The organism is Neopusillimonas maritima (genome assembly GCF_003576595.1).
Taxonomy (GTDB): domain Bacteria; phylum Pseudomonadota; class Gammaproteobacteria; order Burkholderiales; family Burkholderiaceae_B; genus Neopusillimonas; species Neopusillimonas maritima.
Genome location: NZ_NQOU01000001.1, coordinates 151285 through 176755, shown reverse-complemented (window position 1 = coordinate 176755; position 25471 = coordinate 151285). Strand labels below are relative to the sequence as shown.

At 52.9% G+C, this 25471-nt stretch carries 23 protein-coding genes and 2 tRNA genes; 16 read left to right on the top strand and 9 right to left on the bottom strand.

Features of this window, described 5'->3' with window-relative positions; genetic code table 11:
* Window positions 1-15: 15 nt before the first annotated feature.
* Both CJO09_RS00860 and CJO09_RS00855 read right to left on the bottom strand, forming a co-directional pair.
* Window positions 16-1269 carry a ferredoxin reductase family protein gene (locus tag CJO09_RS00860; protein WP_158582691.1) on the bottom strand — a complete coding sequence of 418 codons (1254 nt, stop codon included), beginning with the start codon at window positions 1267-1269 and terminating at the stop codon, window positions 16-18.
* A gap of 148 nt (window positions 1270-1417) precedes the next feature.
* Window positions 1418-1750 (bottom strand): PepSY domain-containing protein, encoded by a 333-nt coding sequence (locus CJO09_RS00855; protein ID WP_158582690.1) that lies wholly within the window; start codon window positions 1748-1750, stop codon window positions 1418-1420.
* 149 nt (window positions 1751-1899) lie between these two features.
* Between CJO09_RS00855 and CJO09_RS00850 the strand changes: the two genes are divergently transcribed.
* The 3 genes from CJO09_RS00850 to CJO09_RS00840 are packed head-to-tail and all read left to right on the top strand — an operon-like array spanning window position 1900 to window position 4315.
* Window positions 1900-2241 (top strand): PepSY domain-containing protein, encoded by a 342-nt coding sequence (locus tag CJO09_RS00850; RefSeq protein ID WP_119440678.1) that lies wholly within the window; start codon window positions 1900-1902, stop codon window positions 2239-2241.
* Between the two features lie 2 nt (window positions 2242-2243).
* Complete coding sequence (locus tag CJO09_RS00845; RefSeq protein WP_119440677.1) at window positions 2244-2909, top strand: response regulator transcription factor; 666 nt, start codon at window positions 2244-2246, stop codon at window positions 2907-2909.
* Window positions 2906-4315, top strand: a complete 1410-nt coding sequence (locus tag CJO09_RS00840; protein WP_119440676.1) for a sensor histidine kinase — start codon at window positions 2906-2908, stop codon at window positions 4313-4315. The genes CJO09_RS00845 and CJO09_RS00840 overlap by 4 nt, the downstream gene beginning before the upstream one ends.
* Here the strand turns inward: CJO09_RS00840 and selD are convergent.
* Both selD and senB read right to left on the bottom strand, forming a co-directional pair.
* A complete protein-coding gene (gene selD, locus CJO09_RS00835) occupies window positions 4304-6580 on the bottom strand; it encodes a selenide, water dikinase SelD (protein ID WP_119440675.1) in 2277 nt (758 codons plus the stop codon). The two genes, CJO09_RS00840 and selD, sit on opposite strands and share 12 nt — an antisense overlap.
* Window positions 6581-7585, bottom strand: coding sequence for a selenoneine biosynthesis selenosugar synthase SenB (gene senB, locus CJO09_RS00830; RefSeq protein ID WP_119440674.1), 1005 nt, complete (start codon window positions 7583-7585; stop codon window positions 6581-6583).
* Here senB and senA point away from each other — a divergent pair.
* Window positions 7584-8798 (top strand): selenoneine synthase SenA, encoded by a 1215-nt coding sequence (senA, locus tag CJO09_RS00825; protein WP_119440673.1) that lies wholly within the window; start codon window positions 7584-7586, stop codon window positions 8796-8798. The two genes, senB and senA, sit on opposite strands and share 2 nt — an antisense overlap.
* Before the next feature lie 36 nt (window positions 8799-8834).
* On the opposite strand, the gene egtD is transcribed toward senA, so the two are convergent.
* Window positions 8835-9761, bottom strand: a complete 927-nt coding sequence (gene egtD / locus CJO09_RS00820) for an L-histidine N(alpha)-methyltransferase (protein ID WP_119440672.1) — start codon at window positions 9759-9761, stop codon at window positions 8835-8837.
* A gap of 132 nt (window positions 9762-9893) precedes the next feature.
* A complete protein-coding gene (locus tag CJO09_RS00815) occupies window positions 9894-10211 on the bottom strand; it encodes a DMT family transporter (protein WP_119440671.1) in 318 nt (105 codons plus the stop codon).
* Between the two features lie 192 nt (window positions 10212-10403).
* On the opposite strand from CJO09_RS00815, the gene CJO09_RS00810 reads away from it, so the two are divergent.
* Window positions 10404-11255: a GNAT family N-acetyltransferase gene (locus CJO09_RS00810; RefSeq protein ID WP_119440670.1), complete on the top strand. Its 852-nt coding sequence runs from the start codon at window positions 10404-10406 to the stop codon at window positions 11253-11255.
* Between the two features lie 29 nt (window positions 11256-11284).
* Here the strand turns inward: CJO09_RS00810 and CJO09_RS00805 are convergent, their stop codons facing one another.
* Together CJO09_RS00805 and CJO09_RS00800 are read right to left on the bottom strand one after the other, a co-directional pair.
* Complete coding sequence (locus tag CJO09_RS00805) at window positions 11285-13747, bottom strand: GAF domain-containing hybrid sensor histidine kinase/response regulator (protein ID WP_119440669.1); 2463 nt, start codon at window positions 13745-13747, stop codon at window positions 11285-11287.
* A gap of 147 nt (window positions 13748-13894) precedes the next feature.
* Window positions 13895-13979 (bottom strand) — tRNA-Leu (locus CJO09_RS00800).
* Window positions 13980-14136: 157 nt separating this feature from the next.
* Here CJO09_RS00800 and rnr point away from each other — a divergent pair.
* From rnr to CJO09_RS00775, 5 genes are all read left to right on the top strand, one after another.
* Window positions 14137-16614: a ribonuclease R gene (rnr, locus tag CJO09_RS00795; RefSeq protein WP_391523626.1), complete on the top strand. Its 2478-nt coding sequence runs from the start codon at window positions 14137-14139 to the stop codon at window positions 16612-16614.
* Between the two features lie 61 nt (window positions 16615-16675).
* Window positions 16676-17431 (top strand): 23S rRNA (guanosine(2251)-2'-O)-methyltransferase RlmB, encoded by a 756-nt coding sequence (rlmB, locus tag CJO09_RS00790; protein WP_114420576.1) that lies wholly within the window; start codon window positions 16676-16678, stop codon window positions 17429-17431.
* A gap of 7 nt (window positions 17432-17438) precedes the next feature.
* Window positions 17439-18671 carry a cystathionine gamma-synthase family protein gene (locus tag CJO09_RS00785; protein ID WP_119441333.1) on the top strand — a complete coding sequence of 411 codons (1233 nt, stop codon included), beginning with the start codon at window positions 17439-17441 and terminating at the stop codon, window positions 18669-18671.
* 335 nt (window positions 18672-19006) lie between these two features.
* Window positions 19007-19279, top strand: a complete 273-nt coding sequence (locus CJO09_RS00780) for an HU family DNA-binding protein (RefSeq protein ID WP_113931454.1) — start codon at window positions 19007-19009, stop codon at window positions 19277-19279.
* Window positions 19280-19448: 169 nt separating this feature from the next.
* A tRNA-Val gene (locus CJO09_RS00775) sits at window positions 19449-19524 on the top strand.
* An 88-nt stretch (window positions 19525-19612) separates the two neighbouring features.
* Here the strand turns inward: CJO09_RS00775 and CJO09_RS00770 are convergent.
* A complete protein-coding gene (locus tag CJO09_RS00770) occupies window positions 19613-20755 on the bottom strand; it encodes an ABC transporter substrate-binding protein (protein WP_119440668.1) in 1143 nt (380 codons plus the stop codon).
* 169 nt (window positions 20756-20924) lie between these two features.
* Between CJO09_RS00770 and CJO09_RS00765 the strand changes: the two genes are divergently transcribed.
* The 6 genes from CJO09_RS00765 (at window position 20925) to CJO09_RS00740 (ending at window position 25463) form a co-directional block, all read left to right on the top strand.
* A complete protein-coding gene (locus CJO09_RS00765) occupies window positions 20925-21395 on the top strand; it encodes a MarR family winged helix-turn-helix transcriptional regulator (protein WP_119440667.1) in 471 nt (156 codons plus the stop codon).
* Between the two features lie 113 nt (window positions 21396-21508).
* Window positions 21509-22393: an energy transducer TonB gene (locus tag CJO09_RS00760; RefSeq protein WP_119440666.1), complete on the top strand. Its 885-nt coding sequence runs from the start codon at window positions 21509-21511 to the stop codon at window positions 22391-22393.
* A gap of 8 nt (window positions 22394-22401) precedes the next feature.
* Complete coding sequence (locus tag CJO09_RS00755) at window positions 22402-23250, top strand: MotA/TolQ/ExbB proton channel family protein (RefSeq protein ID WP_114420580.1); 849 nt, start codon at window positions 22402-22404, stop codon at window positions 23248-23250.
* Between the two features lie 27 nt (window positions 23251-23277).
* On the top strand, window positions 23278-23730 hold the full coding sequence (locus tag CJO09_RS00750; protein ID WP_114420581.1) for an ExbD/TolR family protein: 453 nt from the start codon (window positions 23278-23280) through the stop codon (window positions 23728-23730).
* Window positions 23711-24385 carry a response regulator gene (locus CJO09_RS00745; protein WP_119440665.1) on the top strand — a complete coding sequence of 225 codons (675 nt, stop codon included), beginning with the start codon at window positions 23711-23713 and terminating at the stop codon, window positions 24383-24385. Before CJO09_RS00750 ends, CJO09_RS00745 begins: the two co-directional genes overlap by 20 nt.
* Window positions 24363-25463, top strand: a complete 1101-nt coding sequence (locus CJO09_RS00740; RefSeq protein ID WP_391523627.1) for an ATP-binding protein — start codon at window positions 24363-24365, stop codon at window positions 25461-25463. Before CJO09_RS00745 ends, CJO09_RS00740 begins: the two co-directional genes overlap by 23 nt.
* The last annotated feature ends 8 nt before the right edge of the window (window positions 25464-25471 follow it).

The window sequence follows — 25471 nt, the reverse complement described above, 5'->3', positions numbered from 1 at the left end:
CAATTCGGTACTAAATTATCGAAAATTGAATAATTCCTGATGTATGTCAACGTTTGACAAACCCTGTGTTTTCAGCGCCTTGTGGATATGGTTCGCCAGTTTTGATGGGCCGCAAAACCAGAGGTCTATCGCTTTACCTTGAGATAGCGCAGATAAGAAAGTGTCGGCGTTAAAACGGCCTTTTGTCTTTGTTTCGTGTACGTGGAGTTCCAAATTAGTAAGCTCGCGGCACTTTTGTTCCAGTAACGACACAAAGTGGTTTCCGTCCCGCCGCGTTACCACGTAATGCAAGCTGGTTGGCCGGTTAAGGGTTTTGTTTTCTAATGCCTCAACCCATGCAAGGAACGGGGTGATACCAACGCCTGCGGCCAGCCATACCTGCAAGGCATTTTTTCGGCCTTGATTGCACTGAAATTTTCCGTACGGACCCTCAATAGCAACAGGCTGATCGATTTTTAGTGTTTGGGCCAGCTTTGCTGTGTAGTCGCCGAGATCTTTAATATGGAAGGTAAGTTGCGTAGTGCCCGACTCTTTTGGTGCAGACGCAATGGTAAAAGGGTGTGCGCCTTCGTCTTGATCAAACGTCAAGAAAACGAATTGTCCCGGGGTGTGTCCACGCCAGTCGGGCCCGGGATCGCAAACCACCTCCAGTGTTTGATTTTCATGGGGGCGAATCATAACAACACGTCCCACATGAGTGCGTTTATGGCCAATGCGTTTGGCCAATATGATGAAGGTAGCTGAGACGCCTGAAAGTAGTAACACTGCCATAACCATGCCGTTCACGCTGGCCCAGTAACTTGCGGGCATCAAAGCAACGGAATGGACTACAAGCACTAAATATAGCGCTGGAATAAGTTTATGGATTCGGCGCCAGAAGTGGTAGGGGATGAGTTTCCACATGCTTAACGCGACCATGATAAGTAGAATGTAAAAGCCCCATTCACCTAGATCTTTTGCAATAGAGTGCAACCATTGCATGGCAGGTAAAACAGCCAGTTTAGGCCGGCCTGTTTTACCAACCAGGTCTGAAATAGGTCCGCCTGCTTCCTTGAAGAGCCAGTGCGCGATAGCAAAGCCCGCTCCGGTAATGCCCAACCATTTATGCAAACCATAGATTTTGTCCATGCCATTAAACAGTGATTCAAGCCACACAGGCCGCGTTGCCAGAATCATGGAAACAGACATCAAGGCAATGGATAGTTGCCCTGTTAGATACATTCCAAGTTGACGAATGACCCATAAACCGTCTCCTGATAACTGAGACAAGTAGAGAGCATTCCATGACCATGCAAGGGTTAATGTCGCGATTAAGAGAAAAATGGCTGGTTTGGTTTTCATGTTTTGCTTTAAGCCCCCGTCTCAGCGGGGGCTTTTTGATTTGGCAAAGTGAGGTTTTCAGAGCGTCAGCGGCGAATTAGTCGTGATCTTCATCGCGCCGCTTTTCGTTGATAATGTTTCCGCTAATGGGCTCGACGTATAGCTTTACCCTTTCTCCACGTTGATTCCGGGCTTTTACCTCGTAACCACTGCTTTCTTTCTCAACTTCACTAATATCGGTGTATCCGGCCAACTCCACGCGGGACAAAATATCGCGCATATCAAGCCATTTTTTTTGCGCTTGTTCTGAAACGCTTGATGTTTGTGACGCATTTACATTATTTTGCGCATAGGCGGGAAGGCCTAGAGCAACTATGCCGGCACTGCCAAGGGTGGTAACAATAGCGAGTTTACGTAAACCTTTGAACATAACTTTCTCCTGATAAAGAATTCGGCCAATCCGAAAACAGTTGCTATTGTGGTTATGGTGCTGTGAACAAAACATGAAGCCGGCGTTCATGTTCTGTTCATGTTGTATGTAATAAAACCGTACGTATAGTTACTACAAGGGCATGAACAATGCGGTCTTTTAAAACAGCGTTTCTTGTCGTGGTGTTTGCGGCAACGACATCGATCTTTCCGTTGCTTAGCTTTGCGGATAGTGAGCGTGATGATCATGATCGCGCCCGGAAAGCATTGCTCGACGGGAAAGTACTCTCTTTGCGCGATGTGCTGGATAAGGTCAGTCGCGATTTTCCGGGAGAACCGGTTGAAATAGAATTTGAAGAAGACGACGGGCTTTATTTGTATGAGATAAAGTTGCTTCAGCCGGCGGGCACTATTTTGAAACTCGAAGTTGACGCAGTAAACGGTGAGGTGCTTAAAGCGAAAGGTCGAAATATTCGGTATGGGAAAGAATGACTATGCGTTTGTTGGTTGTTGAAGATGATCCCGCGCTTGCAAGTCAGTTGGAGCAGGCGTTGTGCGGCGCAGGTTATGCAGTGGATGTTGCCTGCGATGGTGAGGATGCCCATTTCAAAGGTGACACCGAATCTTATGATGCCGTCGTTTTGGACTTGGGCTTGCCGGTTCTGGACGGCCTGACCGTCCTACGAAAATGGCGTGCTCACGGGCAAAATATGCCGGTTTTGGTACTAACGGCGCGCGATGGTTGGGACGAAAAGGTAAGTGGTATCGATGCAGGGGCCGATGACTATTTGACCAAGCCGTTTCACATGGAAGAGTTGCTTGCCCGCATTCGTGCCCTGATTCGCCGAAACGGCAAACATGCCAGCGCTCAATGGCAGTGCGGCTCGATTTTGCTGGATACGCGTTCGGCAAGGGTGTCCGTAAACGGCGTTCCATTAAGTCTTACGGCTCACGAATATCGGGTTCTGGCCAGTTTAGTGCAGCATGCGGGCGAGATTGTTTCGCGGTCAAGTTTAATTGAGCATATTTACGCGCAAGATTTCGACCGTGACTCAAATACGATTGACGTTTTTATAGGACGCCTAAGAAAAAAGTTGCCGCCAAATACCATTGAGACTGTCCGTGGGCTGGGATATCGCATTAACGAGGCGCCTGAATGAGGCGTAGCTTTCTTGCTGTTAGCCATTCCTTGCGCGGTCGCCTGTTCGTGGGAACGCTTGTTTGGATTATTGTTACTGTTGTTGTGGCAGGTTGGGGCTTAAATGGCATGTTTCGCCAGCACCTTGAACGCCAGTTGGCTTCAGAGTTACGTGTTTATATGAATCAATTGGTAGCCGGCTTGTCGGTGGATGAAAATGAAAACGTGACGTTCATTATTGAGCCGAGTGATCCCAGGTTTGAGCAACCGCTTTCAGGCTTGTATTGGCAGGCAAATAAGTTGTCCGGCAACGTGGCTGACCTTCCGGTTGTAGCGCATTCGCGCTCTTTGTGGGATCAGACGCTTAAGGTGTCGGATTTGCAAACGCAAGGAAGTAGCCCGAACCTGGCGCTTTTTGATGCCGGTGAAGGGGCGCAGCTTTATGGGCTGTCGCGCGTTGTCACGCCGGCGGAGGGGCAGGCGCGTTATCAGTTAACCGTGGCGGTGAACGAGCAAGTACTTATTGCGCCGTTAAAGCAATTTACGCGCTTACTGATGGCGGCGTTGGCAGTACTTGTTTTGGGTATGATTGCTGCAACGATCATGCAATTGTGGTTGGGGTTAAAACCCTTGATAAGTATGCGGCGCGAACTGACAAAAGTGCGTACCGGTGCTGAGCGTCAAATTCTTGGCCGCTACCCCTCTGAGATTCAACCGCTTGTAGACGAGTTCAACCAAGTGTTGCACAGCAGCGATGAGATTGTCCAGCGCGCGCGAACTCAAGCCGGAAACTTGGCCCACGCGCTTAAAACGCCGTTGTCGGTATTGGCGAATGCTGCGCAACAAAATAATGGCGAATTGGCGACGCTGGTAGGCGAGCAGGTTTCGCAGGCTCAGCGCCACGTTGATTATCATTTGGCGCGTGCCCGGGCCGCTTCAATAGCGCGCACGCCGGGTATGTGTGCGCCGGTTGCGCCGGTTGTGAACGGGTTGGTTCGTACCCTTAAGCAGTTGTATCGAGACAAGGGTGTTCAGTTTAATTTAACGGGTGACTCATCGAAGGTTGCATTTCAAGGCAGTGCACATGATTTGCAGGAAGTGCTGGGAAATGTATTGGATAACGCTTGTAAATGGGCGACGCAGCAGGTGTGGGTTCGTATCGTCGAGACGTCGCTTGCAGATAAACGATGGGTGGTTGTTAACGTGGAGGACGATGGTTCAGGCCTCGCCCAATCAGATCAAAAGCGTGTATTCCAGCGAGGCACTCGATTAGATGAACAAACGCCTGGGTCGGGACTAGGCTTATCAATTGTGCACGATTTAGTGCAAAGTTATGGCGGGCAGGTTAGTGCCTACACATCTGGGCATGGTGGCTTAGGTGTTGAATTGACGCTACCCGCTGCCTCATCAAAATCACTAAAGAATTAGTTTAATCGGCGCCAGTGCCTCTCCTTGCGCAAGAATGCGCCCAATTTTTACGGCAGGATATCCCAAGGCTTGAAGCGCCGCGATGGCGGCATCGGCGTGTTCTGCCGGCACACTGGCTAATAATCCGCCTGCAGTTTGCGGGTCGAAAATAAGTGGGTAGTTAGGGTGCGAAACGGCGGCTTCTTGGTTTTGCAACGCCCGGCGCAGGCGTACGTTGGCTGGTTGCAGCGAACTTAGAATACCCAGGGCGGCCGTTTCTGCGGCGCCTTCCAAAATTGGCAGGGCGTCCAGGTTAAGTTCTGCATCCACCCCCGAGGGGCGCGTCATTTCCACCAGGTGGCCCAAGAGGCCAAAGCCGGTTAAGTCGGTGCACGCGGTGGCACCGTGCTCGATTAAGCAGGGCACGGCCAATCGGTTCGACATCTGCATATAGGTTAGGGCGTTGTCGATCCAGCGGCCTTTTGCTTTTAATTGGGCATGGGCGGCAAACAAGGTGCCGGTGCCAATGGGCTTGGTTAGAACCAGTACATCACCCGGGCGCATGGCGCCCTTGGTTAAAACGCCTTCAAGCGATTCGTTCACAACACCGTTAACCGCGAACCCCAAGGCCAATTCTTGCCCTTCACCGGTGTGGCCGCCTACCAGTGCACAGCCGGCTTCATTCAGTACCTCCACCGCGCCTTTCATCATTTGGAAAACCGTGTCTTCCACTTTAGACTCAAGGCCCGGGGGAACGGTGGCCACGGCGGTAGCCGACAAGGCCTCGCCCCCCATGGCAAAAACATCACCCAGGGCATGGTTGGCCGCAATACGGCCGAACAAGTAAGGGTCGTTGATGAAGGCACGAAAAAAATCCACGGTGTGCACCATGGCTTTGCCGGGGGGCACTTTCACCACCGCCGCGTCGTCGGGCGCATGCAGGCCTATAAGAACCTCCAGCCGATTAAGGGGTTCAATATTGGCCAGTGCGCTGGATAAAACGCCGGCGCCCACTTTGGCACCGCAGCCGCCACAACGCATGGCAATCGCCGAAATGGCCTGGGTTTGTTCTTCCTGTTTTAACGGAATAGGGGTTTGTGCAGCTTCTGTCTGGCTCGACATGGCCGGATCAAGTTCATTGAACTTGCGCATAAAGCGGCGGTCGATTTGATCTTTCCAGCGCCAGACCCAGTTGCCTTTGGCATAGAGCGCGCCCCGCGAGGCAATCGCATGTTGGTCGCCTGTGCTGATGAGTGCCAGCCATTTTTGTTGTGGCCGATAGGGTATCAAAGGCTTTTGCTCGAGGGAGCGGCGTAAATTATGGTTCAGCGGTTTACCCATGCGCACTGCGAAAACACCGGCCTTTTCCAACGGGCGGGTGGTAAAGGCCACGCAATCGCCGGCTGCAAAAATCAGTGGGTCGGTTTCTGTTTGCAGCGTTTCACGCACCTTGATGAAGTTACTCTCATCAAGCGCCAGTCCGGTCTCTTTTAACCATGCAGGGCCCGTGGCTTGTGTTACCCAGAACGTTTCATGCGTGGCGAATGTGTCGCCGTTTTCTGTATGCAAGCAATCTTTGTCCAGGCGGGTAACTTTGGCGCAGGTATGAACTTTGACATCCCGCGCTTGCAGTGTGCGCATAAACGCGGCGCGTACACGCGCGTTGTGGGTAGGCAAAATAACGGGGTCGGCTGAAAACAGGTGGAACTGCACGGCATTGGCCGGTTGCCCCCATTTCGCCATTTCATGCTTTAAACGGTGCTGTATGGCTAGTGTGAGCTCGACACCACCTGCGCCTGCACCCACCACGGCGATAGTTGTGGGTTGCGTTCGTTCCTGCATTCGGCCCAGCAAAGCCAGCCAGCGTTCATTGAAATGCCGGATAGGTTTAACGGGAATGCTGTATTCAGGCGCCCCAGGTACGGCATGAACGGCGGGTGTTGCACCCACATTAATCGACAACACATCGTACGGCACCGCTGGCCGGTTGCGACATAATACGCGTTGCATATTGCGCTCAATGCCGGTGACTTCATCTTTGAAATAGCGTGCGCCGGCAAACTCGGCCAGTTTTCGTATGTCGATGTGCACGTCGTCGTAGCTGTAATGGCCGGCTACATAGCCAGGCAACATGCCGGAATAAGGGGTGTCGGTATCGGTGCAAATGACCGTCAGGCGAACACCTGGCATGGGCCTCATGGCGAACATACGCAGCACCATCACATGGCTGTGGCCACCGCCCACCAAAACAATATCGCGTACCACGGGGGAAGACGCTTGCTGCATTCAGGACACTCCGAGTAAGTCTTTAACCAGTGTTTGGATCGCGTGTTGTTCAACTTTCGGGTCGAACAGTTTGGCCCGGTCACGACATTGCTCGCTTAATACATTCAACAAGCCATTTTCATCGCTTTGCGTTGCGCGGCATTCTTTAATGCTTTCAGCCAGCACATTGGCGTTGTTGAATGGGAAGTAGCCTTGATAGTTCTTCCCCAGCATGCCGATATTGCCGTCAACATCCGAGGCTAAAACGGGTGTCCCGCTGTTCACGGCCTCCATAACGACATGTGCGCCGCCCTCCATCTCACTGGTGTGTACCAGTAAATGCGCACGTTGAATGCGGCTTCGCACTGTGTCATGGGGTAAACCGGCTATCCAGCGGTAGTTTGGCGCCTCAAGCATGGTTTGCTGTGCAGCTTCACCCAGCGCAGGGTCCAACACTTTGCCGATGTGATCAATATAGATATCCGGATGGGTTTTCAAAAGGCGTGTCACCTGGAAGAGGGTATGCGGCGCTTTTTCCGGGCGCAAATGCCCCACCATTAGGACCCTTAAGTGTTTTGTTGTTTTGGCCAGGGGTTTGCGTAAGGAAGTGGATTGAAAAATGAGGCGCGTTTTTTTTCGTTCGGCCGGAGCTAATGCCTCGGGTGCTTTTTCTTGCAACACTACCAGGCTGTGCGCCTGTTGCAGTGACCGTTGCGCGTCGGGGTCGTAGTTTATGTCGCGATATAAATCGGTACCAGCCATAATAACGGCCAGACCGCGCGAACCATGGCGAGCATACCAATTGGATATGGATGGCGCCGAGCGCCGCGCATGCAGCGCGATTAGAACATCGCTTTCTTCGGCCGAGGTATCGTCACCGGGCCAGTGCTGCACAATGCTTACCTGCGCAACGGGGGCTATCGCACGGGCCCAGCGGCGCACAGTTTGCCAGTTCCCGTTATTGGCGGCGGCCAAAGAAGGGGTGACAATGGTAACCTTCGGTTTTTGGTTGGAGTTGAGTGCCATGGCAGTGGATTTCTCAGTTGCGCAAACGGCGCGTTGCAATAATGCGGAAGAGCTTTCAACAGCATTACAGGCTGCGCGCGAGAAGACATTAACCTTGCTGCAAGCCTACGTTGACGCGCTGGGGCCTGAATTGCCGGTTCCCTATAGTACCGAATTGAACCCGCCCCGGTGGGAGTTTGGCCATGTTGCCTGGTTTCAGGCATTCTGGACAGCGCGCAACTTGCAGCGGCAAGCCGGCACTCACTGCGATCCCGATCACATCCGCCCGGCGGGGCATATGCGTGACGAGGATAAATTTTACGACTCCAGCAATGTGCCGCATAAAACCCGTTGGGATTTGCCGTTGCCCGATCTTGAATTGACACGCGCCTACATGCAGTCTACCTTTGAAGAAACCCTGCGTCTGCTTGAGCACGACGCCCAGCGCGGTGAAGACCTGTATTTTTATCGTTTGGCCTTGTTTCATGAGGACATGCATGCTGAAGCGTGCATATATATGGCGCAGGCGCTGGAGATTCCGTTGCCGGCCTCCCTTATTAAAAATACGTCGGAAAAGGGAGGCTTAAAACCGGGGGAATTAAAAGCGCTTTCAATTCCGGCAACCACATGGCAGTTGGGTTGGTCGGATCCTGCATCAGGCGATGACGCTGAGCTGACTCAAGAGACTCATCGTTTCTTTGCTTTCGATAACGAACTACCGGCCCATTCTGTTCGGTTACCTGCGTTCAGTATCGATAACGGGCCCGTCAGTTGGCATCGTTTTCTGCCCGCGGTTGACGCAGGCGCCGTGACGATGCCGCGTTATGTTCGTAAGCAGGGTGGTGTTTGGCAGGCCTGCCATTTCGGGCAGTGGGTTGAGTTGAATCTTGATGCGCCCGCTGTTCATATTTCCAAAGATCAGGCCGATGCCTGGTGTCGTTGGGCGGGTCGACGCTTACCGACCGAGGCGGAATGGGAATATGCGGCTTACCACGCGTCCGATTTTCAATGGGGCCAGGTATGGGAGTGGACCTCCAGCCGCTTTGTGCCATTCGATGGCTTTGTTGCGCACCCTTATCGTGACTATTCCCGCTTTGGGTTTGAAGAGCACCGCTACGTATTGAAAGGAGCCAGTTGGGCAACTGATGCCCGGATGGCGCATCCGCGTTACCGGAATTTCTTTCCGCCCGAACGGTGCGATATTCACGCGGGGTTTCGTTCGTGTGCGTTGTGAGTTTTTAAAAAACAACGCCGCGAGTCAAAGTGCGCGCTAAGCTTGTGCGACGAACACGGCAAACCAGTTTTTATCGTCCGACCAGTGTCGGCAGTCATTGAATCCCGCCTGTTTCAGTAGAGTGGCGAAGGCATCTGTTTGCCATTTATAAGAGTTTTCGGTGTGAATTCGTTCACCGGCAACGAATTGACGTTGTCCATTGGGCCAGGTAACGGTTGTGCCTCGGGTTGCCTCCAGATGCATCTCGATGCGTGATTCATCGGCATTGAACAGGGCAATGTGCCGCCATTCATGAAGATTGAAATTGGTTTGTGCCAATTGATTGATGTGGCGCAAAATATTCCGATTGAAAGCGGCGGTCACTTGAAGAGCATCGTCGTAGGCGCGTTCAAGTATGTCAGCGGGCTTGATCAGATCGACACCTATCAACAGCCGGCCGTTCGGGCAAGCCGCGCGAACGCGTTGCAAAAAAGCCAGAGCATCGGCTGGGTTGAAATTACCAATGCTCGAGCCGGGGTAGAAGAATAAACGCGGGTCGTTGCCGATTTCGTTGGGTAAATGTAGAGAATGCGAAAAGTCTTGTTCCACCGCAACCATTTCTACATGCGGATAGCGGCTTTGTAGGCGCGCCAGCGAAGTTTGCAGAAAAGCGGCTGAAATATCCACCGCAACATAGCGCTTGATTTGAAAGGGCTCGAACAGTGCCGTGGCTTTTTCTCCATCGCCCGCACCCAAATCGATCAACGTTGAGGTTGCTCCAACAGCCTGCTTAATCTCAAGGCTGTGTCGTTTTAGTATTTGCGCTTCCGTGCGAGTCGGATAATACTCCGGAAGCTCGGTGATCGCGGTAAACAAGCGTGAACCCAGCTCATCGTATAGATATTTTGGAGAAATATGTGGCGGGTCTGCAGTAAGCCCCGAAATGATCTCCTGGCTGCTTTTTTCGCTATGCTGAACTGACACGGCTTTCCTTCGTGGTTCGTTTTGTTGAAAAAACAAGGCCGGTGATGAGCCGGCCTTGTCAATTTAGCATGAACGTTGCGAGGGTTAGTAATGTAAGAAGCGTCCCGGTTGGAAGGCTACGAATGTGCATTTCTAGTTTGCGGAAAGCTTCATCAACACCAGCCCCGATACAATTAATACTGCAGCTGCAACGCGCATGGCACTGAGTTGTTCGCCCAGCACCAAAATTCCTACCAAAAACGCACCTATCGCTCCGATACCCGTCCAAATGGTATATGCGGTGCCCAGCGGTAATGAACGCATTGAAAACGCCAGCAAGGCGAAGCTCGCAATCATGGTGATAAGGGTGATGACTGTGGGGATGGGTTTGGTAAAGCCGTGGGACAGCTTCATTGAAAATGCCCAAATCACTTCAAGAATGCCGGCAACGAAAAGGGATATCCAGGCCATGATGACTCCTTTGCAAAGAGTCGGGCCGTCCCGATATGCGTTCCCGAAGTGTGGGGGAGGTCGTCCTCCTGGAGGTGATTTGCGAACCGAAGCGGGTTGGCCTTCGAGTCGCACGTGTCTATTATAGACATAAGGAAAAATAATGGGCAAGAACAAATAAACTGAAAGTGGTCAAGATCAAATGGGAGTGTTATGAGCGACGCTAACTATCATATTCGTTGCATGACGAGGCCGGAAATCGACCTTTGTGTATCCTGGGCTGCTGCCGAAGGCTGGAATCCGGGTTTGCATGATGCCGACGCTTTTTATGCCGCAGACTCCGAAGGGTTTCTGGTGGGGTTGCTCAACGATGAACCCATTGCGTGCATTTCTGCGGTGCGTTACGGCGAACATTTCGGATTTATCGGTTTTTATATTGTGGCGCCAGGTTATCGGCGGCAGGGATATGGGTTGAAACTGTGGAATGCCGCCATGCAACGCCTGGAAGGGCGCCTTATTGGTTTGGATGGTGTGGTTGCGCAACAAGAAAATTACCGTAAAAGCGGCTTTGAGTTTGCATATAACAACGTTAGGTATCAAGGAACAACGAGCCGTAAGGATTCGTTCAGCACTTCTGTTGTCGATTTGGTCAAAGTGCCTGAGGCAGCGCTTGTTGCGTTCGATCGCGTTTTATTTCCCGCACCCAGAACGCCATTTCTTTCGAGTTGGATAACGCGACCCGGAACGGTTGCCAAAGCCTGCATTAAAGACGGCGTCATGCAAGGCTATGGCGTTATTCGACCATGCAAAATGGGATACAAAATTGGCCCCTTGTTCGCCCAAGACCCACATATTGCACAAATGCTTTACGAGACCTTGGTTAGCCAGGTTGAACCGGGGGCACAAGTACAGTTGGATATTCCGCAAACGAATCCCCACGCGCCGGCGTTGGTTGAAAGCAATAATATGCAACCTGTTTTTGAGACGGCGCGCATGTATACAGGGCAGGCCCCGAATTTGGCCATTCACAATATTTACGGGGTAACCAGCTTCGAACTCGGATAAATTTCGGCTTAGGGTTGAACTATTTGTATTTATGCCGGCTGAGATAGCGCGTTTTTCAACACAGCAGATAACTCTGCCCTTAAGTAGGGCTTGGGCAAAACCCAATAACCCTCAGAAGTGCGCTTATGTGCATCGGCCAGTTTGCCGGAATAACCAGACGAAAGCACAACCCGAATTGCGGGGTTATGTTGTTGGGCGAGTTTGGCTAACTCGTAGCCGTCTAGGCCGCCGGGCATCATCATGTCGGTGAAGAGCAGACCAATTTCGGGGTGTTCTTTTAGTTCATGCAGGCCTTCTTCGCCGTCGTTTGCCGTTATAACGGTGTAGCCCATTCGCGTTAGCTGTTGCACGAGCATTTGCCGCACCATGGGCTCATCTTCCACAAGCAGTATCGTTGTCGTCTCGGCGATCATCGTGGGCGTGCTATCCGGGGTGGATCGGGACTCATTTGGAGGAGGGTTATCAGTACCGTTTTCGTAAAGCGGGAAATACAATCGCAGGGTGGTGCCGTGGCCTAAACGGGAGTCGATATCAACAAACCCGTGGGATTGTTTTACAAACCCGTAGACCATGCTAAGGCCCAGTCCACTGCCTTTACCCACTTCCTTGGTTGTAAAGAAAGGGTCGAAGATTCTTTCTTTGATTTGTGTATCAATACCGCTACCGGTGTCGCTGACCTCAACCATGACGAATGTACCTTTGTTGTTCGATTTGGTTGATGTTTTCAACGAATCAAACCTGACGTTTGCCGTGCGAATGGTCAGGGCGCCCGCATCGTTCATGGCATCGCGCGCGTTCGCCGTTAAATTGAGCAGCGCGCTTTCAAGCTGGCTGGGGTCGATAAAGGCAATGCATGGATTGGCTTGCAGGTGTACATGCAATGAGAAATGCGTGCCTAGCGTATGTTTGATCAGATCTCGCATGTCGATAATCAGGCTATTGACATGCACAGGCCGGGCATGAAGTTCTTGCTGGCGTGAAAATGCCATTAAGTTGCGAATTAACCCTGCACCTTTGGTTGCCGCCGTTTTCATCATGGCCGCAAGAAATTGCTGTTGGCTTCCCGAAGGCAGTTCATCAGCAAGCTGACCCGCATTAGCCAAAACGATCGTAAGCAGGTTATTGAAATCGTGTGCGATACCACTGGTTAGTTGGCCTACCGCCTCAAGACGTTGAGAGTGACGAAGTTGTTCTTCAAGCAGCTTTTTCTCGGTGATGTCGGCAATTGAGCCAACCACACGCGTTGGGTTGCCATTTTTGCCGGGGATAACGACCGTGCGATTTACCACATGGGCGTATTGGCCGTTCGCCCGCAGCCATCGATATTCAATTTCACAGGGTTCGCCTTTTTGCGTGGCTGATTCCAGGGCGGTAAGCGCGGCATCACGGTCATCTTCATGTATGTATTTCGTGGCAAGAAGTGCCTTGCCCAGCTCGGCATCGTGGGCTGGGTCATGGCCGAATACATGCTGCATTCCCTCGCTGTACCACATGCTGGAGGTGTTTAGGTTGTATTCCCAGATGATGTCGCCGCTGGCTTGAGCTATGGCACGAAACCGGGCCTCGTGCGCATGAGCTTGTTCACGGTAGCGCGTGCGCTCGATAACGATTCTGACAAACTGGCAAATGCGTTCTATTAAAGCCAGATCCTCAGGCGAAGGGGTCATGGGTCGAGCGTAATACATGCCGAACGTGGCCAGGACCTTGTTGTCGGTATTTAATACGGGTGTTGACCAGCACGCACGCATACCTAGTGCGCGGGTGATGTCGGGGTATTGGTTCCACAACGCATCGGCAAGGATATCCGAGACAATAACCGGCCGGCCTCGTGCCGCTGCGGTGCCGCATGACCCGACACCTTCACCGACCGGAAAGCCATCGATCATTTCGTTGTACTTTTTAGGTAGGCTGGGGGCGGATCCATGCCGCAGGTGCCCGTTTTCCACGAGCAAAATCGATGAGCAGACATCAGGAATGATTTGGTCGACGGTGTGCGTAATTTCGTCGAGAATATCGTGCAATCCATGTTCTGCGCTAATTTGTTCAAGCAGACGGGTTTCAAGTTCCTGTAACGCCAGCAGGCGTCGTAACTCTTGATGCGCCTGTTCTACGGCTTTATGAGCGAGTTTAGAATCGTGAATGTCGGTAGTGATACCGTACCAGCGCACAACTTTGCCGCTTTCGTTGAAGTGCGGGCTGGCAGCCACATAATGCCAGCGGTAAGCATGACTGGCCTTATGGATAATGCGAAATTCAGTTCGATAAGGCGTACTGGACTCAATGCATTTCGCCCAAATGGCAAGCGTGGGGGCTTTGTCGTCTGGGTGAACGACAGACAGCCAATCAATTTGCCCCGGCTGGTCGGCTGTTTCGCCTGTGTAATCCTCAAATACATGGTTAACGTAATCCACCACCCCCTCGGGCGTGGCCGTCCAGATCATGCTTGGCAGGGCCTCAGCCATGGCGAGCTGGCTGTCGGTAAGGCTAGACATGCAAGCACCCCCCTAGTTGAATTTTTTGTTACATTTTTAATGATTATTCTGATACCAGAAAGCCGGTTCGTCCAGAAATTTTTGTGGATCGGAAAACAAAAAACCCAGCTAAACAAGCTGCTTAGCTGGGTTTTCTATATATGGCACTGGTGCCCAGGAGAGGACTCGAACCTCCACACCTTGCGGCACATGGACCTGAACCATGCGCGTCTACCAATTCCGCCACCTGGGCCCTTAAAAACTTAAGAGTATGCTAATGTAAGCCCTGTTAAAGCACTACATTTTTGCACCCGCATAGCTTTGTAAGCCTGCGTGGTTTGCCGGTGCTTACGCAAATCGACAAGAACAAAATTATACAACAGTTTTTCAGTTAATGGGAAGTACCCTACTTGGTTAAGCGAACAAAAACCCCCCCCCCTAATGAGTCTGATTTAAATGGCGACGAGCTCGACGCCGGGCTGCCGTTGCTGCCCGCCGATTTCGACCCCGAAGTGCCCAGTCGCGAATCTATTCTTGCGCAACTGCGGCAAGTGGGCAAACCCATTGGCGTAGAAGACCTCGCCCGCAGTCTGGGGGCTCAAGTCCCTTTATCCACCGGTTTCGACCGCCGCCTGCGCGCCATGGAGCGCGACGGCCAGCTGCTCTATAACGCCGGCGGCAAGTTATTGGTCAACAAGAAAATGGATTTCATCGCGGGCCGGGTTCAGGGGCATCGCGATGGTTTTGGGTTCCTGGTGCGTGAAGACGGCGGTCCTGATGTGTTCCTCTTGCCACGCGAAATGCTCAAAGTGCTGCATGGTGATCGCGTCCTGGCGAAGGTTGACGGCGATTATCGTGGGCGCCCGCAAGCTACGATTGTGGAAGTGGTTGAACGTAAAACCAACCGTCTGGTCGGCCGGTTTTTGTACGAACGCGGTGCGCATATTGTGGTGCCGGAAGATCAGCGCATTAAGCACGATGTACTCATTCCTGCCGGTGAGACGGGGGCTGCTCAACCTGGGCAGGTGGTTACGGTGGAAATCGTGCAACAACCCACGCGTCACACGCAGCCGTTGGGCAGGGTGGTTGAGGTATTGGGCGAAATTGATGACCCGGGCATGGAAATTGAAATTGCGGTGCGCAAGTTCGACGTTCCCCACGAGTTTTCCGACGCGGCGGTGCGCCAGGCCGAGCGTACGCCCTCGTCGGTAAGGCAGCCGGACCTTGAAGGGCGTGTCGATTTGCGCGATGTGCCTTTTATAACCATCGACGGTGAAGATGCCCGCGACTTCGATGACGCCGTGTTTTGCGAACCGGTGAATCTGGGTACGGAAAAGCGTCGGCGCCCGGGCTGGCGCTTATTGGTTGCCATTGCCGATGTAAGCCATTATGTGAAGCCGGGTGATCCGCTTGACGACGACGCGATTGAACGGGGTACCAGTGTGTACTTTCCCCGGCGCGTTATTCCCATGTTGCCGGAGGCCTTGTCTAACGGTATCTGCTCCCTGAACCCGCACGTTGATCGCGTGGTGCTGGTATGCGATATGGTTATTTCTGCGTCGGGCGCCAAGGCCGGTACCGTGTCAGCCTATCAGTTTTACAATGCGGTTATCCATTCGCATGCCCGCACAACCTACACCGAAGTGTGGTCGGCGCTGCAACAACCCGATGGCCCTGCAGCCAAAGGCATGAGTGCGGTTTACCCCCATGTTCGTCATTTGTATGACTTGTTCCAACTGTTGTTTGAAAGCCGTGCTAAGCGCGGAGCGATTGATTTCGACACGGTTGAAACGAAAATTCTTTGCAACCCCTTGGGCCGCATTGAAAAAATTGTGGCTTATGAACGTAATGACGCCCATCGCTTAATTGAAGAATGTATGTTGGCCGCCAACACCTGTGCGGCTGATTTCATGAAGCGCAACAAGCGCATCGGCTTGTATCGCGTTCATGAGGGCCCAACACCCGAAAAGCTGCAACAACTGCGCGATTACCTTCGCAATATCGGTCTTTCCCTAACAGGGGGGGATGACCCTTCCACCGAAGATTACGCCCGGCTAATAAAGGCCGCGCGTGGGCGCCCCGATTACGAAGTTATTCAAACCATGTGTTTGCGATCGATGCAGCAGGCTATCTACAGCCCTGAAGAGTCGGGTCACTTTGGTTTGGCGTACGAACATTACGCTCACTTTACCTCGCCCATCCGGCGTTATCCCGACTTACTCACGCATCGCGTTATCAAGTCAGTGATCGAAGGGCGTCGCTATATTCCCCAAATCGACGATGCACCCGCTATTTCAGCGTTGCCCAAGAAAGATCAGGAAAAAGCGGTTTGGGAAAAACTGGGTTTATTGTTGTCGGCGCGTGAACGCCGTGCCGACGATGCTTCGCGCGATGTTGAGGCGTGGCTTAAATGCTGGTTTGTGAAAGAACATGTGGGTGAAGTATTCAGTGGCCGCGTGACGGGCGTTGCGCCGTTCGGCATTTTCATTACGTTGGACACCTTGTTTGTGGAAGGCATGGTGCATGTATCGGAGTTGGGCTCCGATTATTTCCAGTACAACGAAGCCATGCACGAGTTGCGCGGTGAGCGCACGGGTATTCGTTATCGCTTAACCGATGCAGTACATGTGCAGGTCGCGCGTGTTGACCTTGAGGCGCGTCGTATTGAGTTTCGTTTGGTTAAGGACACCAGTTTCAAGACGCTGCAAAAGGCTGTTGAGGATCCAGGCGGTGTCGCACCCAAGCGCGTGAAAAAGGCGGCTTCCTCCAAGCCGCCGGCTCTGAAGGGTACCAATGCGCGCCAGCGGCGTGCTGCCGCAAAACGCAGCACATCGCCGCAAAAACAAGGTTCTTCAGGCCGTAAAGCCGGGCGGCGTGGGCGCAAGTAGGGTTTTGGGGCGACGGCGTTTAAAATAGCGGTTAGCGAATCGCTGTTTTTCAAGGAAATTTATGTCGTCCCATCAGGTTTTGGCGGGCTTTCACGCAGTGGTAGCCCGTTTACGCCATGCTCCGTCTTCAGTTAAGGAAGTGTATGTCGATGCTTCGCGCCGCGACAAACGAATGCATGCGTTGGTGCAACAAGCCGGTCAGGCTGGGGTTAAGGTGTTGCAAGTGCCTGCCCAACGGCTTGATGGCATTGCCAAGGGGTTAAAACATCAGGGTGTGCTGGCCATGGCCGACAAACAGGTCTTGGCGCAAGACATCGACGAAGTGCTTGACCTGCTTGAAGACCGGGGTGAAACCCCTTTGTTGCTTCTGCTCGACGGGGTGACCGACCCGCACAATCTGGGTGCCTGTTTGCGTACGGCTGACGCGGCCGGTGTGCATGCAGTGATTGCGCCGAAAGATCGCGCCGTGGGGTTGAATGCAACGGTTCAACGTGTTGCCTGTGGCGCCGCAGAAACGGTTCCTTATCTTATGGTCACAAACCTGGCTCGCACCATGCGCCGCCTTAAAGAGCGCAATGTTTGGCTGGTGGGAACCGACGATCAGTCTTCCGGCTCGCTTCATACTGTTCAGGCAACGCGACCAATGGCGTGGGTCATGGGTGCAGAAGGTGAGGGGATGCGGCGCTTAACGCGTGAAACCTGCGATGAACTGGTGCACATTCCCATGCTGGGCTCTGTTGAAAGCCTGAATGTGAGCGTGGCCGGCGCCGTTTGTTTATATGAAACCGTGCGCCAACGCACAGCACAAAAAGCTTGAGAATCAAATGAAAACCAACGGATTTTCCACCACTATCCTGCATTCCGACCGCCGCAGTGGGGTTGAACATGGCGGGGTTCATAAACCGTTGCACCCATCAACGGAATATGCGTTTGCCGATGCACGGGAACTTGCTGCTGTCTTTCAGGGCAAATCGGGGTTTACCTATGCGCGGCAAGGCACGCCTACCACTGCGGCACTGGAGCAGAAAGTGACGCAAATGGAAGGGGGCGTCAGCTCGGTTTCGTTTTCCACCGGCATGGCGGCGCTTACCGCTACTTTCTTTACGCTGCTGAAAAAAGGCGACCACCTTATCTCCAGCCAGTATATTTTCGGCAACACCAACAGCCTGTTCGGGACTTTGTCCGAACTGGGTGTGGATGTCACGCTGGTTGACGCAACGGATGTTGAGCAGGTGAAGGCTGCGCGCCGCAAAGAAACACGTATGGTTTTCACGGAAACCATTGCCAACCCAGGCACCCAAATCGCCGACTTGAAAGGTGTGGGGCAATGGTGCGAACAAGAGGGGTTGGTGTATGTGGTCGACAACACGTTGTCGTCTCCCTGGTTGTGCCGCGGTATCGATTTCAAAGCGTCGCTGGTGGTGAATTCGTTGTCTAAATATATTGGCGGGCATGGTAATGCCTTGGGCGGTATGGTGACCGAAACCGGTTTATTCGACTGGTCGGTGTATCCCAATATTGCTGATGCTTATCGTAAAGGCAAGCCAACCATGTGGGGGCTCACCCAAATCAAGAAGAAAGGCTTGCGCGACATGGGGGCAACGCTAGGCTCAGACGCCGCTCATCGCCTGGCTGTTGGGGCGGAAACTTTATCGTTGCGTATGGATAGGGCGTGTGGCAACGCGTTGGCGCTGGCGCAATATCTGGATTCGCACGACAAGGTGTCGAAAGTCATGTATCCCGGCTTGCCGGCGCACCCTCAACACCAGCGGGCCGCCGACTATTTCAATGGGCGCTTTGGCGCGTTGCTTTCAGTTGAGCTGGTTTCTGAAATCGACGTATTTGATTTCCTGAATCGTTTGAAGGTGCTTGTACTGGCGACCCACTTGGGCGATACACGAACCTTGGTGTTGCCTGTTGCCCATACTATTTACTATGAAATGGGGCCCGAAAAACGCGCGTTGATGGGCATTGGCGACAACATGCTCAGGGTGTCCGTGGGTATCGAGGATACGCAGGATTTGCTTAGTGATTTCGACCAGGCGTTGTTACCTTAATAGGCGTTGTAGCGTTGTATCCATAACAAACAGATAAAATTTTCTGGCACGAATTGTTTCCTGGGTATTGTATTTGTTGACTTGCAGTTTTATATTACGGGGCACAGGCTGTGTCGCCGAACATAATGGTTATGCGGGTTTTCAGCTTTTTTTGCTTGACATACCCGGGGTTCCTAGGCTTAATATGCCTTGGCCTTCGAATACCAACCTGGTTTAAAGGCAAACAGTTTTTAGCAGTTCACGGCAGCGCAAAACAGTGCTGTGTTTGTTAATGGGGTGCCAAGTAAGCTGGGGTTTTCTTGCTTGGCAATAATAATTTTTAGGGGTAATCCTTAATGAATAAAACTGAGCTTATCGAGCACATTTCCACCAAAGCAGACCTTTCAAAAGCCGACGCCGGTCGCGCTCTAGAGGCATTCATTGGTGCAGTTAAAACCACGCTTAAAAAGAAAGGCAGCGTGACCCTTGTGGGTTTCGGTACATTTGCCGTCTCCGAGCGTGCCGCCCGTACAGGCCGTAATCCGCGCACTGGCGAAGCAATCAAAATCAAGAAAGCCAAAGTGCCCAAGTTCCGTCCTGGTAAGGCCCTGAAAGACGCTGTTAACTAATCTGGCGTTGTTTGGCCGTTATTCGGCTTTGGTTACGCGGGTCGTTAAGGTAGCCAACTTGCAACAATAAAAATAGTTGTCTATAATTCGACTCGCGTTACACGAAGTGAAGTGACCCCATTTCAGTTCAACAAAAAACAACTGTTATTGTTGATAAAAATGGAACAAGGGGTGCTTAGCTCAGTTGGTAGAGCGGCGCCCTTACAAGGCGTAGGTCACAGGTTCGACCCCTGTAGCACCCACCACTCAATTTCGTGAAAAAATTAAACCACTTGGTAAACCAAGTGGTTTTTTTGTGCGCCTTCTATAGGCTACTACTGCCGGGCACGGCTGTTATTTAGCCGCTTTGAATGCGCCGTCTTCAATGGTAAGCATCATGCGTGCCTGGTCGTCGAAGCCGAAGTGGTCATCTTTCGTGTAAGTGATGACGCCCTGCGTAATAGGAATGCTGCCGTAATTTTCCAGTGCGTCTTTAAGGGCCACGCGGAACTCTTCCGTACCGGGCTTCCCTTTTTTCAAGGCGACGGGAACAACCTTGTCTAAAATTAGCCAGGCATCGAAGGCATGGGCGGCGAACTGATTGCGGGTACCCGCTCCGTATTCTTTCTCGTAGGCATTGACAAAGTCAGTTGCCAATTTCTTGGAGGGGTGGTCTTCCGGCAGGCCTTCAGGCAATACCGCCAAACCCGAGATAACGAATGAGCCCTCAACGGCTTTTCCGCCCAGACGGATCAGGTCGCGTGAAGCTGCGCTGTGGGTTTGGTAAATCGTGCCCTTGAAGCCACGATCGACCACAGTAGTGTGGGGCATGGCCGAGCCTGAGCCGGAAGCCACAATGACGATAGCGTCGGGTTTGCTGGCAATGGCTTTGAGTGCTTGCGCGGTTACGCTGGTGTCGGCACGGGCGTAGCGCTCTTCAGTGGTAATTTTGATGCCGGCTGCTTCGGCCTGCTCTTTAAGGTCGCGAAACCAGCTGTCGCCATAAGCGTCGTTATAGCCGATGAAGGCAAAGCTTTTAATATCGTTGGCCTTCATGTGATTAATAATACCGCCGGCCATCACGCCGGTCGATTGTGGCAAACGGAATGTCCAGGTGCCTTTACCGTCGGGAAACTCGGCCGGGGAAATCGCGAGCTGAACGGTTTTGCTGCTAGCGGCGGTTTCGCCCATGGCAATGGCCGGGGTGGTGGTGCTGGAGCCCAGGATGACGTCGACCTTGTCTTCAGTAACCAGCTTTTGTGCGTTTTTCTGGGCCTGCGCAGGGTTACTGGCGTCGTCGAGCACAATAAGGTTGTACTTCAGGCCGCCGACTGTATCGGGCCATAATTTAAAGCCTGTATTGGTTGGAATGCCCAGACCGGATGCGGGGCCGGTTAACGACAATACCACACCGATATCAAGCTCTTCAGCGGAAGCCGTTGAAACGGTGAGGCCCAATGCGGCTGCGAGAATAGTCGTTTTGAATAAACGTTTCATGCGTGTCTCCAGGATGTAATGCACAACAACAAGCAGAATGTGTTGCTGGCCGGGCTAACGTATTGCACACTTACGGCAACACTTTTACCCAATGATTATTTTCCGTGTATATCAGATTACCTGACATAGGCTTATACTACCTCCAGTTCAAACGACAGGCAACTACATTATGAGCTCAGTAAAAAAGCAAATTGATTCACGTCAAGCCTTGCCTGATCATCCCACCGGGTTTGCTTACCTTATTGGCAGGCTCGACAGAAAGCTTAATAAACAACTGCGTGTGCGCCTGGCCCCGTTCGGGCTAACAGTGGCCCAATATACGTTTCTTTCTGTATTTCGTACCCATGCTCATATGTCGAACGCCAAATTGGCCGAACGCTCTTTGATTTCACCGCAATCGGCTAATGAAATGGTGAATTTAATGGAGCGTAAAGGCCTGATTTCACGGCGATTGGAAGCGGCGCAGGGCAGGGTTATTCCCATTGTATTAACGCGCAAAGGGCAGGTTTTGCTGGACGATTGCGACAAGGCCGTAGCGCAGGTGGAGTCACACATCCTTGCTGAACTAGGCGAAGATTCTTTCTGGTCGTTGCATGCCCAATTGCGAACGCTGGTGCAAGTGTTAAAAAAGCCTGAATGATAGAAAACATGTTTTAATATTGCGAATAATTCGCATTTCTGTTATTGTTGCGTTTTCCGTTATCTACGGGCGGCAAGCATGGTCTTGCCACTTTCACTTAAGTCGTTTCGTTCATGTCGTTTCATTCCTCCGGCCCCGGCCAGCCATCTTATGGCGTCAAGCTTTTTGCCCTTGCGGGCATGCTCGGCGTTCATGCAGTATTGGCTGCCACCATTTGGTTCTCGTCCGAGCAGCAATCCGAGCTTTCCTTGCCGGAAGCCACGACTATTCAGTATGTTGAAATTTCCGATGAGGTGGTCGATACGGCACCGGCCGAAGAAACCGTTGAACCAGTCGAGGAGCCTGAACCCGAGATCGAACCTATCCCGGAACCTGAGTGGACACCCACCGAGATGCCCGAGCCGGAAATCATGCCCGAACCGGAACCCGAGCCCATTCCTGAACCCGAATGGACGCCAACGGAAATGCCTGAACCCGAGATGCTGTTGCCGGAGCCTGAGCCTGAGCCAAAGCCTGAACCGAAGCCTGTGCCGGAACCGGAACCTAAACCCGAGCCACAGCCCAAGCCTAAACCCGAGCCAAAACCCAAGCCCAAGCCGAAACCTAAGCCACAGCCCAAGCCCGATGTAACCAAGGCCGAGAAAACCGCTCAGGCGGGTGGGCAGGCAAGCGAGAAAGCACCGCCCAAAGCACCGCAGGCGCCGGTCGATCCCGACCGCCCACGCGTGGTGGGGCAGGTTGATTACCAGGGGCGTCGCCCCGTACCCGAGTATCCCCGTCTCTCTATCCGGCGTGGTGAAACCGGGCGCGTCGTGGTTCGCGTGCTGATTTCTCCGCAAGGAGATGTTCAGAAAGTGTCGGTACAGCGTTCGTCGGGTCATCCCCGTTTGGATAATGCGGCCCTAGACGCGGCACGCAAGGCCCGTTTCCGTCCGTACACAGAAAATGGTGTGGCTTACCCGGCGCTGGCGGATATCCCTTTTGAATTTGTCTTATAGGAAGACCTATGTCTGAAGTATTGCAATCATTGATCACAATCGTTGCTCAGGCGGCAAGCGAAAGTATCGAATCAACGACCACATTGGTGCAGGAAGCCACGAATTCGGCGGCACCGGTATTAACTGAAATGGCCGGTATCACGCAGGAACAGCCCGGGATGCTCGAATTCATCGCGCAAAGCGACATGGTGGGCAAAGCCTTATTCGTGATTCTGGTGCTGATGTCGCTGACCAGCTGGTATTTGATTTTTGTGAAGTCAATTACGAACTGGCGTATCGGCCGTCGCTCGGAACGATTCCTGCAGCAGTTTTGGGCGGCCAGTTCGCTGGAACAAGTAGAGAATGAAATTGCCACGCATGGTGCCAACGAACCCTTTTCTCATTTGGCCAGTCATGCCATTCATGCACGCAACCACCATGAAAAATACGGTGCGGTACGGCTGGAGGAAAAAGGCTCTACCAATGCGTTTGTCACTCGCACCATTCGTAAGGTCATCGATGAAGAAACCGCCAAGCTTGAGAACGGTCTTACCGTGCTGGCTTCCATTGGCTCAACCGCGCCGTTTGTGGGGTTGTTCGGTACGGTGTGGGGTGTTTATCATGCACTGATCGGCATTGGCTTGTCGGACGGCGTTTCAATCAGCCGTATTGCCGGGCCTGTGGGCGAGGCGTTGGTGATGACCGGGTTGGGTTTGGCCGTAGCCATTCCCGCTGTATTGGCGTATAACGCTTTTGTGCGTACCAACCGGGTTTATCTGGCACGGCTCGATGCTTTTGCGCACGACCTGTTCACCTTCCTTACGACCGGTCAGCAAGTAAGCTCGAAACGGCCGGCCACTCGCGCCGCCCAGGCTTAATGTGTAAATTTCAGGGCAGGATTCAATATGGCATTCGGCAGCTTTAATAACAACGGCGGTGGCCAGACGCAATCGGAAATCAACATGGTGCCGCTGATTGACGTCATGTTGGTACTGTTGGTTATTTTCATGGTGACGGCCCCGTTGCTGACGCATTCGATCCAAATCAATGTGCCGCAGGCTTCGTCTGAACCCGTTACACAGAAGCCCGATATCATCGATTTGGCCGTCGATGCGCAGGGTCAAATTTTCTGGAACGAGCAGGCGGTAACGCTCGACGCCTTACCCCAGTTGCTTGCGGAACAGGCTGTTCTCGAGCCGCAGCCAAATCTTCACATTCGCGCCGATCGTGACACACGTTACGATGTGTTGGCTCAAATTATGGCCGGTGCGAAGCAGGCGGGCATGCAGAAAGTGGGATTCATTACCCGTCCTGGAGAAAAAGCGCTAGAATCTGCGCATGCGAGTTCTGGTAATTGAAGACGACACCACGTTGGGCCATGCGCTGCGCGAGTTTTTAACCGCGCAGGGTTACGCCGTCGATTGGCTTGAGGCCGGTGCACCGGCGCTTAAGGCGCTAAAAGCGCAAGATTACGATTTACTTATTCTGGATCTGAACCTGCCTGATGTCAGCGGGTTGGATTTGCTTAACCAGATTCGTGCCAACGGCCACCAAGAGTCCGTTTTGATTCTTACCGCGCGCGATGGGCTGGACGACCGTGTTGCCGGCCTGGATGCCGGCGCCGACGATTACGTTACCAAACCCTTCGAACTTGCTGAGCTTGCCGCCCGTGTAAGGGCGTTTGCCAGACGGCGGGCGGGTCAGGCTCAGCCTACCATTGAGGTGGGCCAACTGTCGTTCGACACCGTGGGGCGGGAGGTCCGTATTAACGGAGATCGCCTTAATTTGTCGGTACGAGAGCTCTCAGTGCTTGAAATGCTCATGGGGCGCGCCGGTCGGGTGGTCACCAAACGGCAAATCGTCAATTCGCTGTCGGCCTGGGATGGCGACTTCAGCGAGAACGCGGTCGAAGTCTATATTTACCGCCTGCGCAAGCGCCTGGAAGGTAAGGGCGTAGGCATCCAGACCATTCGTGGTTTCGGCTATCTTCTTGATCTTGACAGTGCGTCTTGATTTCAAACCTTTGCGCACGCTTTTTCCCCGTGGGTCGCTGGCGCGACATTTAATTCTCCGTTTACTGCCACCGGTTATGTTTCTGGTGGCGGTCGACCTGGCTGTTACATGGATCATTACCAGCCGAATTAATTTGTCGGTCTGGGTGCTGCGCGATATTTTCTGGATTATGCTTGCCGGCCAGGCCATTCTGGTGCTGCTGTTCATTTGGGTTCTGGTGGTGGGCGTTAAGTCGGGGCTCAGCTCGGTAAACAAACTGGCCGACGAAATACAGCAGCGCTCTGCCGATGATCTGTCTCCGTTGAGTATCGAAGGAGTAACAACCGAAGCGGCGCCCGTTGTTAACCATATTAACGATTTGCTTGCGCGTTTGAACGAGGCAACCCAAGGGCAACGTCGTTTCGTGGGTCATGCCGCGCATCAGTTACGAACGCCATTAACCGGCCTGCGTCTTGAATGCGAGCTCATGCTGGCGCAACCTCTGCCCGATGATGTGCGTGCGCGGGCTGAACGCATCAAAGCGGTAACCGATCGAATGATTCGTTTAGGCCAACAATTGCTGGTGTTGGCGCGCGCCGATTCGTCGGCGCAAATCAAGGAAACGTTCCGTCGGCTTGATTTGGCCGATTGGGTGCGTCAAACCGCGTTGGAATGGGTACCGGTTGCGCGGTCGCACAAGATTGATTTACAGTTGCACGCGCCGGAGTTTCCGGTGTGGGTGGATGCCGATCCTTTGTTGCTTGAGGCATTGCTAAGCAATTTGATTGATAACGCTTTGCGCTACGCTAAAGGCGCAACCCGTATCGTATTGCATGTGGGGCAAACGCCGCCGTCTATGTCGGTTGAGGACAATGGCAGTGGCATTGCTCCCGAAGCGCAGTTGCGCGCTTTTGAGGCGTTTTATCGTGCGCCCAAAGCAGAGAGCGAAGGGTCGGGGTTGGGCCTGGCTATTGTGCAGGAAATTGCGCAGGCGCATGGTGCCGGTTGGAAACTGGTTAGTCGTCCCGAGTTTAGCGGCACCCGTATTAATATTGTGTTTCCCGGCCCACGCATCGGTGCCGGGCTGAACCGGGGTTAATCCTTTAC